We start from the raw sequence: 16,934 nt of genomic DNA on the forward strand, positions 1-16,934 counted from the left end.
TGTCGGTCATGCCGATCAACACCGTGACCGACGCTCTCACCTGGCAGGAGACCGCGCTGTGCGCGCAGGCCGGGCCGGAGTTCTTCTTCCCCGCGCCGGGAAGTTCCACCCGCGAGGCCAAGCAGCTGTGCAACGCCTGCGAGGGCCGGCTGGCCTGCCTGGAGTACGCACTCACCCACGACGAGCGCTTCGGCGTGTGGGGCGGCCTCTCCGAGAAGGAGCGGGACCTGCTCCGCAGAGGGCGGCCCGGGCGGAGCTGACCACCGGGCACTGCCCCCTGTCGTGCGGCACGCCGCCGGGCCGGGCCGCGCACCGTGCGACACGTCGCCGGCCCGCGCCCCTGGCCCCGTACCGTGCGGCGACCCGCCGCGCCCCGCACCGTGCGGTACCGGCCTCCCCGAGCGGGGGCCGGCCGGGACCCGTCAGCCGGTCCGGAGGGTCTGCCCGTGCCCCGGCGCACCGGTGGCCCGTCCGGTGACGGGACCGGCCGCGCCCGGACGCGGAGCAGCGGCGCACGCGTGAGGCGTGCTCCGCTGCGGTCCGGCGGACGGGTCGGGGAGCGGATCCCGATCCGTGCCGGGTGGTGGTCCGGGCGGGGACCGGGGGATCAGCTCTGGGCGGCCCTGGCCGCCAGGCGGGCCTTGCGCGCCGCCAGCTTCTCGTCGAACTTCGACGCCTCGCTGTCCAGGCCGCTCATGTACAGTCCGAGCTCCTCCTGCGCCTTGAGACCCTCGGGGCCGAGGCCGTCGATGTCGAGGACCTTGAGGTACCGCAGGACGGGCTGGATCACGTCGTCGTGGTGGATGCGCATGTTGTAGATCTCGCCGATCGCCATCTGCGCGGCGGCCCGCTCGAAGCCCGGCATGCCGTGCCCGGGCATCCGGAAGTTGACGACGACGTCGCGCACCGACTGCATCGTGAGGTCCGGGGCGAGGTCGAAGGCGGCGCCCAGCAGATTGCGGTAGAAGACCATGTGCAGGTTCTCGTCCGTCGCGATCCGGGCCAGCATCCGGTCGCAGACGGGGTCGCCCGACTGGTGGCCGGTGTTGCGGTGCGAGACGCGGGTCGCGAGCTCCTGGAAGGCGACGTAGGCCACGGAGTGCAGCATGGAGTGGCGGTTGTCGGACTCGAAGCCCTCCGCCATGTGCGCCATGCGGAACTCTTCGAGCTTGTCCGGGTCCACGGCGCGCGAGGTCAGCAGGTAGTCGCGCATCACGATGCCGTGCCGGCCCTCCTCCGCGGTCCAGCGGTGCACCCAGGTGCCCCAGGCTCCGTCGCGGCCGAAGAGGGAGGCGATCTCGTGGTGGTAGCTGGGGAGGTTGTCCTCGGTCAGCAGGTTCACGACGAGGGCGATGCGCCCGATGTCGGTGACCTTGGACTGGCCGGTCTCCCAGGCCTCCCCGTCCTCGAAGATCCCGGGGAAGTTCCGGCCGTCGGAGAACGGCACGTACTCGTGCGGCATCCAGTCCTTGGCGACCTTGAGATGGCGGTTGAGTTCCTTCTCCACCACCTCCTCCAGTGCGTACAGCAGCTGGGCGTCGGTCCACGCCTTCGAACTGCCGAGGTGGGGAGAGGCGATCGTCACGGGGGCTCCTGGGGACGGGAGGTTTACCTACGGCTTCGTAGGTTACGTGACCGTAGGTTAAGGCGGTGGTAAGCCCGGAGCCAAGCCCGGTCCCCGCAACGTGCGCTCACTCACGGTCGTCCGGGCAGGCGGCAGCCGTCCAGGACGGGGCAAGTCGGACAGCCCGGTCGCGCATGTCCGGGAGTTGACCGGGGCCGGTGTCCCGGTGTCCGTACGCGTCCGGCAGAAGCTATCGGGTGACGCCCGGTGATCCCGGGAGCGGCGGGTCGTGGCTCGCCGCCACCGGCGCCCCCTCGTACGTCTCCGGCGCCGACGACGGGCGCTGCGCACCGGGCAGGCCGAGGCCGTCCGTCGGCCGGTCCGGGATCAGCAGCCGCGGGCCGGACCCGCGAACAGCAGCGCCGCCGGGGTGGCTCGCAGGCGCTCGCGGGCCGGGCGGGACGCCCCGGCCCGGACGGACCCGGGGGTGCGGCAGCCCGGTCCGGACCGCCTCGGCGGGAGCCGCCCAGCGGGGCCGACGGTCCCGCGAACGTCAGCGCTGCCGGGGTGGCTCGCAGGCGCTCGCGGGCCGGGCGGGACACCCCGGCCCGGACGGCCGTCGGACGGGCGCGGAGGTCAGGCGGAGCCGCCCAGCAGCTCGGTCAGGTCGCCGTCCAGGTCCAGGAACAGGGACTCGTCCCCGGCCGGGACGAGCTCCTGGGCCCGCTTCAGGAAGCGGCGCACCTCGGAGGTCCGCACATGCACCATCGCGATGCCCTCGACCGCGTGGAACTCCAGCACCGTGCGGTCGTACCCGAACGGCCGGACCCGCACGTCGCCGACACCGGCCGGTTCGTCCATGCCCGCGGTGAGCAGCTCGCGGGAGAACTCCCAGGAGACCTCGGTGCCTTCGAGGGTCGCGGGCGCCGGGAACGCCATGCGGACGGCGAAGGGATCCGTGCGGTCGTAGTGCAGGGTGGCCGGCAGGGTCTCCATGCGCGGTGCGGACGCGACCATGCGTGCCTGCACGGACTGCTCGATTACGGTCGACAAGACCTGCTCCCTCTCGCCTCGGACGAACGGTTCCCGGCATGGGAGTAGACGACGGAACGCCTTCATCCGTGACTGCCGTGCGGAGTGAGCTGTGTCACCGCTCATGCTCTTCCCCCACCGGTCGACTGCCCCGTTTCGCGGGGCGCACCCCGGCGCCCGCCCATCGGTGACCGGCCGCCGCCCCGGCCGGGGGAGGAGAGGGCCGTGCGGGGTCGGCCCGCCGCGTGCGACCGCCGGGTCCGCCCTGCGCGGCTCGTCCTAGACTGACCGCTCATGACGACCTTCCGGATGCCCGCCGACGAGGCCGAAGCCCGCGCGGTCCAGGACGCGTTGCGCGCCCGCGTCGTGCTGGACGAGCCGGGGCCTCCGCCCGGGACCGGCCGGGTCACCGGGGTCGACGTGGCCTACGACGACGGTCGGGACCTCGTCGTCGCGGCGGCCGTCGTCCTGGACGCGGCGACCCTGGAGGTGGTCGCCGAATCCACCGCCGAGGGCACGGTGACGTTCCCGTACGTCCCCGGACTCCTGGCCTTCCGCGAGCTCCCGGCGGTCCTGTCGGCGCTGGAGGGCCTGCCGGTGGACCCGGGCCTCGTGGTCTGCGACGGCTACGGGCGGGCCCACCCGCGCAGGTTCGGACTGGCCAGCCACCTCGGGGTGCTCACCGGGCTGCCGGTCATCGGTGTCGCGAAGAACCCGTTCACCTTCCGCCACGAGGAGCCCGGGCCCCGGCGCGGCGACACCGCCCCGCTCCTCGACGGCGACGAGGAGGTGGGCCGGGCGCTGCGCACCCGGGAGGCCGTGAAGCCGGTCTTCGTCTCCGTCGGCCACCGCACCACCCTGGACAACGCCTGCGCCCACACGCTCGCCCTGGCCCGGGACTTCCGCCAGCCGGAGACCACCCGCAGGGCCGACGCCCTCTGCCGGTCCGCCCTCCGGGAGGCGGTCGGCGGCCGGCCGGGGGCCGGTCCCGGTTCTGTTGCCGACTGAGTACATGAACGGATGTTCCTCGTCGAACATCAGGGGCAGGCTGGTACGCATGATCGACCACCACGCACCGCAGATGAGCACCGGAACCGTACGTCTCTCCCAGCGCGGCGTCGCCGTGGGCATGACTCTGGGTGTCCTCGCCGGAGTCGCCTGGACCGTCTCCATGGTCGTCACGCTGGCGTCCTGGATGCTCTGAACGGCCGCCCGCCGGGGCACCGCCCCCACCACGGCTCAGCGTGACGCCGCCACCCGGAAGCGCAGTCCCGCCGCACGCAGCCGTGCCAGCAGCGCGTCCCCCATCGCCACGGCTCAGCGTGACGCCGCCACCCGGAAGCGCAGTCCCGCCGCACGCAGCCGTGCCAGCAGCGCGTCCCCCATCGCCACGGCCGTCGTGACCTGACCCGACGTCGCCGGGAGGTCGTCGAGGGCGAGCGCCAGACTCGCCTCGCCCAGCATCTTCGCCGTCTCGCCGTAGCCGGGGTCGCCGCCCGCGACCTCCGTACGGACCTGACGGCCGCCGCCCTCCCCGACGAAGCGGACCGTGAACCAGCTGCGCTCCCTGCGTCGTTCGTCGGGACCCGTGCCCGGCGCGACCCGGGCCGACAGCCAGTTCCGCGCGGCGGGTATCTGGGCCGCTCCCGCCAGCAGGCCCACCGCGGCCGTGCCGCCGAGCGCCATGGGCAGGTGCTTCACCGAGGCGAAGTGCCGGTAGCGGAAGTCCGGACCGTAGCGCTCCAGCGCCCGCGCGGACCGCTCCACCACCCGCGGGTCCAGGGTCGGCAGCGGCAGCGCCCAGGTGCCGGTCCGGCCGCTGAAGTGCGGCGCCCCCTGCGGGGCGCGGACCCTGCGACCGACCAGGCGCGGCTCGTGCAGCCGGCGTTCGCGCGCGGCCCGCACCGTCTGCGGGCCCCGCCCCATCGCGGTGAGCGCCGAGGCGAACGTACCGCCGGAGAACACCGCATCGGTGCGGACGTAGCCGTCCACCGCCAGCGGAACCCCCTCGGGGAGCTGCCGCACGGTGAAGTAGACGCCGAGGTCGTGCGGGACGGAGTCGAATCCGCAGGCGTGCACGAGCCGGGCGCCGGTCTCGCGGGCCCGGGCGTCGTGCTCCAGGTACATCCGGTCGACGAACTCCGCCTCCCCGGTGAGGTCGGTGTAGTCGGTGCCCGCCTCGGCGCAGGCCGCCACCAGCTTCGCGCCGTGGTGGACGTACGGTCCGACGGTCGAGGCCACCACATGCGCGGAACCGGCCAGTTCGCGCAGCGAGCCGGCGTCGTCCGAGTCGGCCCGCAGCAGGGGCAGGTCCGCGCAGTGCGGGTGCCGCGCGGCGAGCCGGTCGCGCAGCCGCTCCAGCTTCTCCGGACTGCGGCCCGCGAGGGCCCAGCGGCAGCCCTCCGGCGCGTGCTCGGCCAGGTACGCGGCGGTGAGCGCCCCCACGAAGCCGGTGGCCCCGAAGAGAATGACGTCGTAGGGGCGTTCTGCCCCGTTCTGCCTGTTCATGAGTGCCTCCGCAGGGGCCGCGCCGGTGTGGCAGGCAGAGGTTAGCGGAGCGTCCGTGGTGCCGCGCGGCCGGGCGGGCCCCGATGCGAGAGGATCCGGCGAAGAACCAAGCGCTTGCTCGGCCAAAAGGGTTGTGCGGAATACGGTCCGTTCTTAGCATCATCGATGTTACATCAGTTGTGTCATACCGCTGGGGGCTTGATGGCAACGACAGGACAGGGGCCGCACGGCCCGCTGGCCGGAGTGCGCGTCGTCGAACTGGCGGGCATCGGGCCGGGGCCGTTCGCCGCGATGCTCCTGGCCGACCTCGGCGCCGACGTGGTGCGCGTCGACCGGCCCGGCGGCTCGGTGCTCGGCATCGACCCCGCCTTCGACCTCACCAACCGCAACAAGCGTTCGGTCCTGGTCGATCTGAAGGCCGAGGGCGGAGCCGGCCACGTCCTCGACCTCGCCGAACGCGCCGACGTCCTGATCGAGGGCTACCGCCCGGGGGTCGCCGAGCGGCTCGGCGTCGGGCCCGACGCGTGCCTGGCGCGCAACCCGCGGCTCGTCTACGGGCGGATGACCGGCTGGGGCCAGGACGGCCCGCTGGCCGAGCGTGCGGGGCACGACATCGGCTACATCGCCCTGTCCGGCACCCTGTCCATGATCGGCGGACCCGGCGGACCGCCCACGGTGCCCGCCAACCTGGTCGGCGACTACGCGGGCGGGTCGCTCTACCTGGCCGTCGGCGTGCTGGCGGCCCTCCAGCACGCCCGGACGCCGCAGGGCACCGGACAGGTCGTCGACGCGGCCGTCGTCGACGGTGCCGCCCACCTCGCCACGATGATCCACGGCATGCTGGCGGCCGGCAGCTGGCAGGACCGGCGCGGCACCAACCTCCTGGACGGCGGCTGCCCCTTCTACGGCTGCTACGCGACCTCGGACGGCCACTACATGGCGGTGGGCGCCCTGGAGCCGCGTTTCTACGCGGAGTTCGCCGAACGCCTCGGGCTCGGGGACGAGGCCCCGGACCGCGACGACCCCGGACGCTGGGAGGACCTGCGCGCCCGCGTCGCCGAGCGCTTCAGCGCCCGCACCCGCGCCGAGTGGACCGAGGTCTTCGAGGGGACGGACGCCTGCGTGGCCCCCGTCCTCTCGCTCCGCGAGGCGCCCCACCACCCCCATCTCGCCGCCCGCTCCACCTACGTGGACCACGGCGGACTCATCCAGCCGGCCCCCGCGCCCCGGTTCTCCGCGACGCCCTCCTCCGTACGGACCGGACCCGCGCTGCCCGGTGCGGACACCGAGGCCGTCGCCGCGGAATGGGACCTGCCGGGCCTGCCGACCACCGGGAAGGACACGACCGGCTGATGGAACTCTCCCTGCCGCTGGACTACGCGGGCGATCCGCGCGCCGCCTGCGACCAGGCCGCCGCACTCGAATCCGCCGGACTCGACGCCGTGTGGGTCGCCGAGGCGTACGGATTCGACTCACCCACCCTCATGGGCTACCTCGCCGCCCGCACGGACCGCATGAGGATCGGTGCGGCGATCCTCAACGTCTACTCCCGCACCCCCGCCCTCATCGCCCAGACGGGCGCGGGCCTCGACGCGGTGTCCGGCGGACGGGCCCTGATCGGGCTCGGCGCCTCGGGCCCGCAGGTCGTGGAGGGCTGGCACGGCAAGCCCTACGACAGGCCGCTCGGCCGGACCCGCGAGACCGTCGAGCTCTGCCGGCGGATCTGGCGCCGTGAGGTCATCGACCACCACGGCATCACCGACATGCCCCTGCCGGAGGAGAAGGGCGGCCGGTTCGGCAGACCGCTGAAGATCCTCACCCGTCCGGTCCGCGACACCGTCCCGCTCTACGTCGCCTCCCTCGGCCCCGCCAACGTCCGGATGACCGCCGAGATCGCCGACGGCTGGCTGCCCGCCCTCTACATCCCCGAGAAGGCGCAGGCGGTCTGGGGCGAGGCGCTGGCCGAGGGCGCCGCGAAGCGTGACCCGGACCTCGGCCCCCTGCAGACCGTCGCGGGCGGCCTGCTGGCCATCGGCGACGACGCGGCCGCCGCCCGGGACCTCGTCCGTCCGCAGATCGCGCTCTACGTCGGCGGCATGGGCGCGCGCGGCAAGAACTTCTACAACGACCTCGCCGTCGCCTACGGCTACGGGAAGGAGGCCGCCGCCATCCAGGACCTCTACCTCGCGGGGCGGAAGAAGGAGGCCGAGGCCGCGGTCCCGGACGAGTTCTGCGAGCTGATGACGCTCTGCGGACCCGAGGGCTACGTACGCGACCGCGTCGAGGCCTTCCGCGAGGCCGGGGTCACCATGCTCAACGTCACGCCCGTCGGCCCCGAGCCGGCCCGGCTGATCTCCACCGTCAAGAACTGGCTCCAGGGGGCTTGAAGTGCAGCGGCAGATCTTCACCCGAGAGCACGACGCGTTCCGTGCGAGCGTCCGCACCTTCCTGGCCAAGGAGGTCCTCCCGTACTACGCGCAGTGGGAGGAGGACGGCATCGTCTCGCGCGAGGCCTGGCGCGCGGCCGGACGGCAGGGGCTGCTCGGCCTCGCCGTCCCCGAGGAGTACGGCGGCGGCGGCACCGCCGACTTCCGCTACAGCGCCGTGATCGCCGAGGAGTTCACCCGGGCCGGGGTCTCCGGACTGGCGCTCGGGCTGCACAACGACATCATCGGCCCCTACCTCACCGGCCTCGGCACCGAGGAGCAGAAGCGGCGCTGGCTGCCCGGCTTCTGCAGCGGCGAGACCGTCACCGCCATCGCCATGACCGAACCCGGCGCGGGCTCCGACCTCCAGGGCATCCGCACCTCCGCGGAGGACCGGGGGGACCACTGGCTCCTCAACGGCTCGAAGACCTTCATCTCCAACGGGATCCTCGCCGACCTCGTGATCGTCGTCGCCAAGACCTCGCCGGCGGGCGGGGCGAAGGGGCTGTCGCTGCTCGTCGTCGAGCGCGGCGCCGAAGGGTTCGAACGGGGCCGCAACCTCGACAAGATCGGCCAGAAGTCCCAGGACACCGCCGAGCTGTTCTTCGACGACGTGCGCGTCCCCAAGGAGAACCTCCTCGGCGAGCGCGACGGCGCGTTCGTCCACCTCATGACCCACCTGGCCCAGGAGCGGATGGGGATAGCGGTCGCCGGGATCGCCGCCGCCGAACACCTCCTGGAGATCACCACCGGCTACGTGAAGGAGCGCGAGGCCTTCGGGCGCCCGCTCTCCGCGCTCCAGCACATCCGCTTCGAGATCGCCGAGATGGCCACCGAGTGCGCCGTCACCCGGGCCTTCCTCGACCGGTGCATCGTCGACCACTCCGAGGGGACCCTCGACGCCGTCCACGCCTCGATGGCCAAGTGGTGGGCCACCGAACTGCAGAAGCGGGTCGCCGACCGCTGCCTGCAACTCCACGGCGGATACGGCTACATGGCGGAGCACCGGGTCGCCAAGGCCTTCACCGACGGCCGGATCCAGACCATCTACGGCGGGACGACCGAGATCATGAAGGAGATCATCGGCCGTTCCCTGCTCGCCTGATCCGGACCGGCACCCCCCGCACCCTCTTCCGCGCACCGCCCCCGCACCGCCCCCGCCCCGCACCGACCCCGAAAGGCAGTCGCCTTGAGCACCGAAGCATTCGTCTACGACGCGATCCGCACCCCGCGCGGACGCGGCAAGGCCAACGGCGCCCTGCACGGCACCAAGCCCATCGACCTCGTCGTCGGCCTCATCCACGAGATGCGCGACCGCTTCCCCGGCCTCGACCCGGCGGCCGTCGACGACATCGTCCTCGGCGTCGTCAGCCCGCTCGGCGACCAGGGCTCCGACATCGCCCGCATCGCCGCGATCGCCGCCGGACTGCCGGACTCCGTGGCGGGCGTCCAGGAGAACCGCTTCTGTGCCTCCGGCCTCGAAGCGGTCAACCTCGCCGCCGCGAAGGTCCGTTCGGGCTGGGAGGACCTGGTCCTCGCGGGCGGTGTCGAGTCGATGTCCCGGGTGCCGATGGGCTCGGACGGCGGCGCCTGGGCGATGGACCCGATGACCAGCTTCGAGACCGGCTTCGCCCCGCAGGGCATCGGCGCCGACCTCATCGCCACCATCGAGGGCTTCTCCCGGCGGGACGTCGACGAGTACGCCGCCCTGTCCCAGGAACGCGCCGCGACCGCCTGGAAGGAGCAGCGCTTCGCCCGGTCCGTCGTGCCCGTCAGGGACCGCAACGGCCTGCTCGTCCTCGACCACGACGAGCACATGCGCCCCGGCACGACCGCCGACTCCCTCGCCTCCCTCAAGCCCTCGTTCGCCACCATCGGCGAGATGGGCGGCTTCGACGCCGTGGCGCTCCAGAAGTACCACTGGGTCGAGAAGATCGACCATGTCCACCACGCGGGCAACAGCTCCGGGATCGTCGACGGCGCGGCCCTCGTCGCGATCGGCTCCGGGAGGACCGGCGAGCGCTACGGACTCACCCCGCGCGCCCGGATCGTCTCCGCGGCCGTCTCCGGATCCGAGCCGACCATCATGCTCACCGGGCCCGCCCCCGCCACCCGCAAGGCACTGGCCAAGGCCGGACTGACCATCGACGACATCGACCTCGTCGAGATCAACGAGGCCTTCGCCGGGGTCGTCCTGCGCTTCGCCCGGGACATGGACCTGAGCCTCGACAAGGTGAACGTCAACGGCGGCGCCATCGCCCTCGGCCACCCGCTCGGCGCGACCGGCGCGATGATCCTCGGCACGCTCGTCGACGAACTGGAGCGGCAGGACAAGCGCTACGGCCTCGCCACCCTCTGCGTCGGCGGCGGTATGGGCATCGCCACCGTCGTCGAGCGCCTCTGACCGTCCCCCGGCCGCCCCTCTGCCTACGGAGAAGACAAGCAATGACCGAGAGCACGACCATCCGCTGGGAGCAGGACGGGACCGGCGTCGTCACCCTCGTACTCGACGACCCCGGCCAGTCCGCCAACACGATGAACCAGGGCTTCAAGGACTCCATCGCCGCCGTCGCCGCGCGCGCCGAGGCCGAGAAGGACTCCATCCGGGGCATCGTCTACACCTCCGCCAAGAAGACCTTCTTCGCCGGCGGTGACCTCAAGGACATGATCCGGATCGGCCCGGACGACGCGCAGGCCGCGTTCGACGCCGGAACCGCGATCAAGAAGTCGCTGCGCACCATCGAGACCCTCGGCAAGCCGGTCGTCGCCGCGATCAACGGCGCCGCGCTCGGCGGCGGGTACGAGATCGCCCTCGCCGCCCACCACCGGATCGCGCTGGACGCCCCCGGCTCCCGCATCGGCCTGCCCGAGGTCACCCTCGGCCTGCTGCCGGCGGGCGGCGGGGTCACCCGCACCGTACGGCTGATGGGCATCACCGACGCGCTGCTCAAGGTGCTCCTCCAGGGCACCCAGTACACCCCGCGGCGGGCCCTGGAGAACGGCCTGGTGCACGAGGTCGCCGCCACCCGGGAGGAGATGCTCGACAGGGCCCGCGCCTTCATCGACGCCCACCCCGAGTCCCGTCAGCCCTGGGACGTCAAGGGCTACCGGATCCCCGGCGGCACCCCGTCGAACCCGAAGTTCGCGGCCAACCTGCCCGCCTTCCCCGCCAACCTGAAGAAGCAGATCGCCGGCGCGCCGATGCCCGCGCCGCGCAACATCATGGCCGCGGCGGTCGAGGGGTCGCAGGTCGACTTCGAGACCGCGCAGACCATCGAGGCGCGCTACTTCACCGAACTGGTCACCGGCCAGGTCGCCAAGAACATGATCCAGGCGTTCTTCTTCGACCTCCAGGCGGTCAACTCCGGGGCCAGCCGCCCGGAGGGCGTCGAGGAGCGCCAGGTCCGCAGGGTGGCCGTCCTCGGCGCCGGGATGATGGGCGCCGGTATCGCCTACTCCTGCGCGCGGGCCGGCATCGACGTCGTCCTCAAGGACGTCTCCGCCGAGGCCGCCGCCCGGGGGAAGGCCTACAGCGAGCGGCTCCTCGCCAAGGCGCTCTCCCGGGGCCGCACGACCGAGGCCAAGCGGGACGCGCTGCTGGCCCGGATCACCCCGACCGGGGACCCGGCCGACCTCGCCGGCTGCGACGCCGTGATCGAGGCGGTCTTCGAGGACACCGCGCTCAAGCACACGGTGTTCCAGGAGATCCAGGACGTCGTCGCCCCCGACGCGCTGCTCTGCTCCAACACCTCGACACTGCCCATCACCGCGCTCGCCGAGGGCGTGGACCGGCCGGCCGACTTCATCGGGCTGCACTTCTTCTCGCCGGTCGACAAGATGCCGCTCGTCGAGATCATCAAGGGGGAGAAGACCGGGGACGAGGCGCTGGCCCGCGCCTTCGACCTGGTGCGCCGGATCAGGAAGACCCCGATCGTCGTCAACGACTCGCGCGGCTTCTTCACCTCGCGCGTCATCGGCCACTTCCTCGACGAGGGCGTCGCGATGGTCGGCGAGGGCGTCGAGCCGGCGTCGGTCGAACAGGCGGCGGCGCAGGCCGGCTACCCGGCGAAGGTGCTCTCCCTCATGGACGAGCTGACGCTCACCCTGCCCCGCAGGATCCGCGACGAGACCCGGCGCGCCGTCGAGGAGGCGGGCGGCACCTGGGCCGCGCACCCCGCGGACGCGGTCGTCGACCGGATGGTCGACACGTTCGGACGGCCCGGGCGCAGCGGGGGAGCGGGCTTCTACGAGTACGGCGAGGACGGCGTCCGGGGTGCGCTCTGGCCGGGCCTGCGCGAGCACTTCACGAAGCCCGGCACCGAGATCCCCTTCGAGGACATGAAGGAGCGGATGCTCTTCGCCGAGGCGCTCGACAGCGTCCGCTGCCTGGAGGAGAACGTCCTCATGACCGTCGCCGACGCCAACATCGGCTCGATCATGGGCATCGGATTCCCCGCCTGGACCGGCGGCGTGCTCCAGTACGTCAACGGGTACGAGGGCGGCCTGCCCGGCTTCGTGGCGCGGGCGCGGCAGCTCGCCGAGCGCTACGGCGACCGCTTCCTGCCGTCCGCCGGCCTGGTGGAGAAGGCGGACCGGGGCGAGACCTTCCACGACTGACCGCCTTCGCGGGCCGTGTTCACCGCTCCTCCTGTGCGGTGAACGCGGCCCGCAGCTCCTCCTTCAGCGACCGCTGGAAGGCCGTCAGCAGCGCCTGGAGCACCATCGGCTGCATGTGGGCCGAGAGCGACTTCATCGCCTTCACGTGCTCCGGGTCCGACTCCCGCTCCCGGTAGGGGGTCCACACCTCGTCACGGAACAGCCGGCTCAGCTCGTGGGCGGCCGAGCGGGTGTGCTCCAGCAGGACGGTGCGCGCCGCCAGGATCGTCTCGTGCGCGATGGGCACCTCCAGCAGTTCCACCCCCAGCCGCAGCAGACCCGGATCCACCAGGAAGGGGCCCCCGGGCCGCGCGGGCCGCTCCAGCACCCCCATGGCCGCCAGCCGGTCCAGGTCCTCGGCGCTGAGCTCCCGGCCCGCCCGTCGCTCCAGTTCGGCGCGCTCCATGTCCTCGGCCGAGTCCGGTGCCCAGGACGCCACCAGGGCGCGGTGGATCGCCAGGTCCTGCGCACTCAGGTCGGGCGGCAGCTGCTGGAGGTAGCGCTCGATGGCCGCCAGCGTCATGCCCTGGTGCTGGAGTTCCTCGATGAGGGCCAGCCGGGAGAGGTGCTCATGGCCGTAGTGGCCGACCCGCCGGGGGCCGATCACCGGGGGCGGCAGCAGGCCTCTGGTGCTGTAGAAGCGCACGGTGCGCACGGTGACCCCCGCACGCGCCGCCAGTTCGTCCACGGTCAGCGTCTGCGCTTCCGTCCCGGTCGTCATGTCCACTCCTCGTCGCCGTGGCACCACCGCTCCGGTGCCGCCGTACCCGTGCCGCCGCGCGAGGTCCGGGACGGCGGGGTCCCGGACCGGTTCCCGTGCACCGATTCGGTGCAACAGTATTGCTGTCTCACCACTGTTGTGAAAGTGTCCGGCAGCATCGAAGCGCAGTCCCACCACCGGTACGGACCGCGTCGGTCCGGCCGCTCGCACAGGAGGCGCCGTGACCACGATCCTGCGACTTCCCGCCGGACCCGACCGACTGACCCTTCCCGCACTGCTGCTGCGCAACGCCGAGGACCACGGCGACCGGCCCGCCCTCTCCTGGCGCACCCCGTCCCACGAGGGCGGCGACGGCCGGACCACCCTCACCTGGCGGGAGGTGCGCCGGGAGACCGCGGTACTCGCCGCCGGGTACCGCGCCCTCGGCGTACGACGCGGCGAACAGGTCCTCATGATGATGGGGAACCGGCCCGAGCACTGGCTCAGCGACCTCGCCCTCACCCACCTCGGGGCGGTCCCCGTCACCGTGTACGGCACCGCGGCGCCCGGCCAGATCGCGCACATCGCCCGGCACAGCCGCGCCCGCTTCGCCGTCGTGGAGGGGGCGGGGGAGCGGGAACGCTGGGAGCCCCTGGTCGAGGACCCGGCCCTGCCGCTGGAGAGGCTCGTGGTCGTGGAGCCGGCCGCCGCCGGCCCGCACCGGCCGTACGCCGTGCTGCACGCGACGGGCGCACGCCTGCGCAGCCGGGAGGCCTTCGAGGAGACCTGGCGGGAGATCAGCGCCCGCGACCTGCTGACGGTCGTCTACACCTCGGGCACCACGGGCGATCCGAAGGCCGTCCCGATCACCCACCGCAGCGTCGTCGTCAACGCCCTCGCCCTGGACCGGGTGGTGGAACTGCCCGACCACGTCGAGCACCTCTGCTACCTCCCCCTCGCGCACATCGCCGAACGGATGCTGGGCATCTACCTGCCGGTCTTCCGCGCCTCGCACGTGCACCTCTGCGCGGACACCGCGGCCGTCGCGTCCACCGCCCGTGCCCTGCACCCGGCGCAGTTCTTCGGTGTGCCCCGGGTGTGGGAGAAGCTGGCCGCCTCCGTGCGGGCCGCGCTGGCGACGCTGCCCGGGGAACGCGCGGCCGCCGTCAGGGCGGCCAACGCGACGGCCCGCGCCCACGTGTCCTGCCGTGAGCGCGGCGAACGGCCCCCGGCCGCGCTGGAGGCCGCCTACCGGACGGCCAAGGAGACCGTGCTGGACCCGCTGCTCGCGTCGGCGGGCTTCGAGCGGCTGGTGTGGACCGCCAGCGCCTCCGCGCCGATGCCCAGGGACGTGGTCGACTTCTGGGCGGGCTTCGGCATCGTCGTCATGGACGCCTGGGGACTCACCGAGACCGTGGGGGTCTTCACCACCAACAGCCCGTCGGCCTTCCGCCTCGGATCCGTGGGCCGCCCGCTGGACGGGCTGGAACTGCGCGTCGCCGAGGACGGCGAGATCCTGGTCCGCGGTGAGACGGTGTCCGCCGGGTACCTGCGCGCCGACGGCACCCTGGACGAGGTGCTCGACGCGGACGGCTGGTTCCCCACCGGGGACGTCGGCCGGGTCGATGCCGACGGCTACCTCTGGCTCACCGACCGCAAGAAGGAGATGATCATCACCTCGACGGGGAAGAACGTGTCCCCGGCGCTCGTCGAGAACACGCTCAAGGAACACCCGCTGATCGGCCAGGCGCTCGTCCACGGCGACGGGCACTCCTACCTCGTCGCCCTGCTCGTCCTCGACACGGAGATGGCCCCCGCCTGGGCGGCCGCCCGCGGCCTCGCGGGAGACCCCGCCACCCACCCCGAGGTGCGGGACGAGGTCGCCCGCGCCGTCGACGCCGCCAACGCCCGCCTCAACCGCACCGAGCAGATCAGGCGCTACCGGCTGCTGGAGCGGGAGTGGGGCCCGGAGACCGGCGAGCTCACCCCCTCGCTGAAACTGCGCCGCCGGGTGATCCAGGACCGGTACGCCGACGTCCTCGACGCGCTGTACGCGCAGGACGGGACCTGAGCGCCGGGCCGCCGACGGCGCCCCGCACGCCGGGTGCCCGGCCGGAACCGGGCACCCGGCCTCTCAGAGCCCGTAGCTCCTTCCGATGATGTCGCGCTGGATCTCGCTGGTGCCGCCGTAGACCGTCGACACGACCGCGGTCCGCAGATGCCGCTCCATGCCGTACTCCGTCGCGTAGCCGTAGCCGCCCATCATCTGCATGCCCTCCAGCGCCGCGTGCCGGGCGGTCTCGGTCGCCTTGAGCTTCGCCATGGACGCCTCCCGGGAGAACCGCCTCCCGGGCTCCGCGTCGCAGGCCGCCGCCACGTCGAAGACCAGGAGCCGCGCGCACTCGATCTCGGTCGCCAGGTCGGCCAGCCGGTGCCGCAGCGCCTGGAAGGAACCCACCGGACGCCCGAACTGCTCACGCCCGCGCACGTACGCGAGGGTGTCCTCCAGGATCCGCTCGGCCAGCCCCAGCACGTTCGCGGCGAGGAAGAGGCGCTCCGCGTCCAGACCGGCCATCAGCTGCGGCCACGCGTGGTCGGCCGTACCGACCACGGCGTCGGCGGGCAGCCGGACGTCGGTGAGGTAGACGTCGTTCACCTCGCGGCCGCCCATCGTCTCGATGGGACGGATCCGGATCCCGGGTGTCCCCGCCGGCACGTGGAACATCGTCAGCCCCTCGTGCTTCGTACCGCCCGTGCCGGTCCTGGCCACCAGCAGGATGTGCGAGGCCAGATGCGCGTGGGAGATCCACGTCTTGTGACCGTTGACCAGCCAGCCGCCGTCCGGCGTACGGACCGCCCGGCAGCGCAGGGCCGCCACGTCCGATCCCGCCTCCGGCTCCGACATCGCGATCGACAGGACCCGGCCGGCCACCGCACCGCCGACGGCCTCCTCGCACTGGGCCGCGCTCCCGAAACGTTCGTACGCCTTGGCCGTGATCACCGAGGGGATGAACCCGCCGGCGGGCACCAGACCGCGCGAGGTCTCCCGCAGGAAGAGACAGGCGTCCGTCGTCCCGCCGCCCGCGCCCCCGTACGCCTCCGGGAGGCACACCCCGAGCCAGCCCAGCTCCGCGAGCCGAGCGTAGAGGGACGGGGCGTGCGGACCGTCCGCCTCGGCGGCCAGCGCGTCGCGCTGCTCGCGCGTGCCGCACTCGCGCCGGGCGAAGTCCCGCAGCGCCGTGACGAACGCCCGCTGCTCGGCGGTGAGCGACCGCGGGAGGGCGTGGACCGTGGACATGGGAGACCTCCGGAGGGGGGAGTGACAGAGCGACGCACCGGGTAACGCTGTTGCGCGGTCGCTAGGGTGGAGTGGTGGCGAAAGACGGCGAGACACCCATGGCGGCACCGGGCACCGACGAGGCACTCCTGGCCGGGGCGCTCGGCGGGACACCGCCGTCCGACGCGCTGAGCGAGCAGATCCTCGACGCGGCGCGCGAGCAGTTCACGACCTTCGGGCTGCGCCGCTCGACCGTGGACGACGTCGCCAAACGCGCCGGGGTCTCGCGCGTCACCGTGTACCGCCGGTTCGGCAACAAGGACAGCCTGGTCTCCGCCTGCCTGCTGCGGGAGTACAGCAGATTCGTGCGGGACGTCGACGCGGCGGTGGCCCCGCTCCCCACCATGGAGGACCGGCTCGTCGCCGGCTTCGTCACCGTCCTGCGGCACATCCGGGAACACCCGCTGGTGGGCGGCCTGCTGAAGCTGGAACCGGAGATCATGCTGCCCTTCCTCACGCTGGAGAGCGGCCCCGCCTTCCTGGCGATGCGCCGATACCTGGCCGAGCGGCTCCGCCACGCCCAGCGTGCCGAGGGGCGCCGGGAGACCGACCCGACGCCGGTCGCCGAACTCATGGTGCGGATCACCGTCTCCTTCCTGCTCAACCCGGTGAGCAGCTTCGAGCTGGACGACGACGCGCAGGTGGAGGCCTTCGCCCGCCGCTGCCTGGTGCCGCTGCTCAGCTCCGGATGACCGTGGCCCCGGCCCCGGA

The 16,934-nt window shown here is 73.0% G+C and carries 15 protein-coding genes; 10 read left to right on the forward strand and 5 right to left on the reverse strand.

From position 1 onward, the window contains the following. Nucleotides 1-8 precede the first annotated feature (8 nt). Nucleotides 9-260, forward strand: a complete 252-nt coding sequence (locus ABZ172_RS02045) for a WhiB family transcriptional regulator (protein WP_356879162.1) — start codon at nt 9-11, stop codon at nt 258-260. A gap of 347 nt (nt 261-607) precedes the next feature. On the opposite strand, the gene ABZ172_RS02050 is transcribed toward ABZ172_RS02045, so the two are convergent. Both ABZ172_RS02050 and ABZ172_RS02055 read right to left on the reverse strand, forming a co-directional pair. Continuing rightward, a complete protein-coding gene (locus ABZ172_RS02050) occupies nt 608-1,585 on the reverse strand; it encodes an acyl-ACP desaturase (protein ID WP_356879164.1) in 978 nt (325 codons plus the stop codon). A gap of 615 nt (nt 1,586-2,200) precedes the next feature. After that, nucleotides 2,201-2,617 carry an SsgA family sporulation/cell division regulator gene (locus ABZ172_RS02055; protein ID WP_356879166.1) on the reverse strand — a complete coding sequence of 139 codons (417 nt, stop codon included), beginning with the start codon at nt 2,615-2,617 and terminating at the stop codon, nt 2,201-2,203. 273 nt (nt 2,618-2,890) lie between these two features. On the opposite strand from ABZ172_RS02055, the gene ABZ172_RS02060 reads away from it, so the two are divergent. Further along, complete coding sequence (locus tag ABZ172_RS02060) at nt 2,891-3,604, forward strand: endonuclease V (protein WP_356879168.1); 714 nt, start codon at nt 2,891-2,893, stop codon at nt 3,602-3,604. A 49-nt stretch (nt 3,605-3,653) separates the two neighbouring features. After that, nucleotides 3,654-3,800, forward strand: coding sequence for a hypothetical protein (locus ABZ172_RS02065; RefSeq protein WP_356879170.1), 147 nt, complete (start codon nt 3,654-3,656; stop codon nt 3,798-3,800). Nucleotides 3,801-3,913: 113 nt separating this feature from the next. On the opposite strand, the gene ABZ172_RS02070 is transcribed toward ABZ172_RS02065, so the two are convergent. Then, complete coding sequence (locus ABZ172_RS02070) at nt 3,914-5,104, reverse strand: saccharopine dehydrogenase NADP-binding domain-containing protein (RefSeq protein ID WP_356879172.1); 1,191 nt, start codon at nt 5,102-5,104, stop codon at nt 3,914-3,916. A gap of 201 nt (nt 5,105-5,305) precedes the next feature. On the opposite strand from ABZ172_RS02070, the gene ABZ172_RS02075 reads away from it, so the two are divergent. From ABZ172_RS02075 to ABZ172_RS02095, 5 genes are all read left to right on the forward strand, one after another. Further along, on the forward strand, nt 5,306-6,457 hold the full coding sequence (locus ABZ172_RS02075) for a CaiB/BaiF CoA-transferase family protein (protein WP_356879174.1): 1,152 nt from the start codon (nt 5,306-5,308) through the stop codon (nt 6,455-6,457). Further along, complete coding sequence (locus ABZ172_RS02080) at nt 6,457-7,491, forward strand: LLM class F420-dependent oxidoreductase (RefSeq protein ID WP_356879176.1); 1,035 nt, start codon at nt 6,457-6,459, stop codon at nt 7,489-7,491. Before ABZ172_RS02075 ends, ABZ172_RS02080 begins: the two co-directional genes overlap by 1 nt. Before the next feature lies 1 nt (nt 7,492). Further along, on the forward strand, nt 7,493-8,635 hold the full coding sequence (locus tag ABZ172_RS02085) for an acyl-CoA dehydrogenase family protein (protein ID WP_356879178.1): 1,143 nt from the start codon (nt 7,493-7,495) through the stop codon (nt 8,633-8,635). Nucleotides 8,636-8,719: 84 nt separating this feature from the next. Next, nucleotides 8,720-9,934, forward strand: coding sequence for an acetyl-CoA C-acetyltransferase (locus tag ABZ172_RS02090; protein ID WP_356879180.1), 1,215 nt, complete (start codon nt 8,720-8,722; stop codon nt 9,932-9,934). 41 nt (nt 9,935-9,975) lie between these two features. Then, nucleotides 9,976-12,147 carry a 3-hydroxyacyl-CoA dehydrogenase NAD-binding domain-containing protein gene (locus tag ABZ172_RS02095; RefSeq protein ID WP_356879182.1) on the forward strand — a complete coding sequence of 724 codons (2,172 nt, stop codon included), beginning with the start codon at nt 9,976-9,978 and terminating at the stop codon, nt 12,145-12,147. Between the two features lie 19 nt (nt 12,148-12,166). On the opposite strand, the gene ABZ172_RS02100 is transcribed toward ABZ172_RS02095, so the two are convergent. Further along, complete coding sequence (locus ABZ172_RS02100) at nt 12,167-12,907, reverse strand: MerR family transcriptional regulator (protein WP_356879184.1); 741 nt, start codon at nt 12,905-12,907, stop codon at nt 12,167-12,169. Between the two features lie 220 nt (nt 12,908-13,127). On the opposite strand from ABZ172_RS02100, the gene ABZ172_RS02105 reads away from it, so the two are divergent. Further along, nucleotides 13,128-14,957: an AMP-dependent synthetase/ligase gene (locus tag ABZ172_RS02105; protein ID WP_356879186.1), complete on the forward strand. Its 1,830-nt coding sequence runs from the start codon at nt 13,128-13,130 to the stop codon at nt 14,955-14,957. A gap of 63 nt (nt 14,958-15,020) precedes the next feature. On the opposite strand, the gene ABZ172_RS02110 is transcribed toward ABZ172_RS02105, so the two are convergent. Further along, a complete protein-coding gene (locus ABZ172_RS02110; protein ID WP_356879188.1) occupies nt 15,021-16,184 on the reverse strand; it encodes an acyl-CoA dehydrogenase family protein in 1,164 nt (387 codons plus the stop codon). A gap of 98 nt (nt 16,185-16,282) precedes the next feature. Between ABZ172_RS02110 and ABZ172_RS02115 the strand changes: the two genes are divergently transcribed. Next, a complete protein-coding gene (locus ABZ172_RS02115; RefSeq protein WP_356879383.1) occupies nt 16,283-16,915 on the forward strand; it encodes a TetR/AcrR family transcriptional regulator in 633 nt (210 codons plus the stop codon). Nucleotides 16,916-16,934 lie beyond the last annotated feature (19 nt).

This window comes from Streptomyces sp. NPDC006296 (assembly GCF_040613235.1).
Classification (GTDB): domain Bacteria; phylum Actinomycetota; class Actinomycetes; order Streptomycetales; family Streptomycetaceae; genus Streptomyces.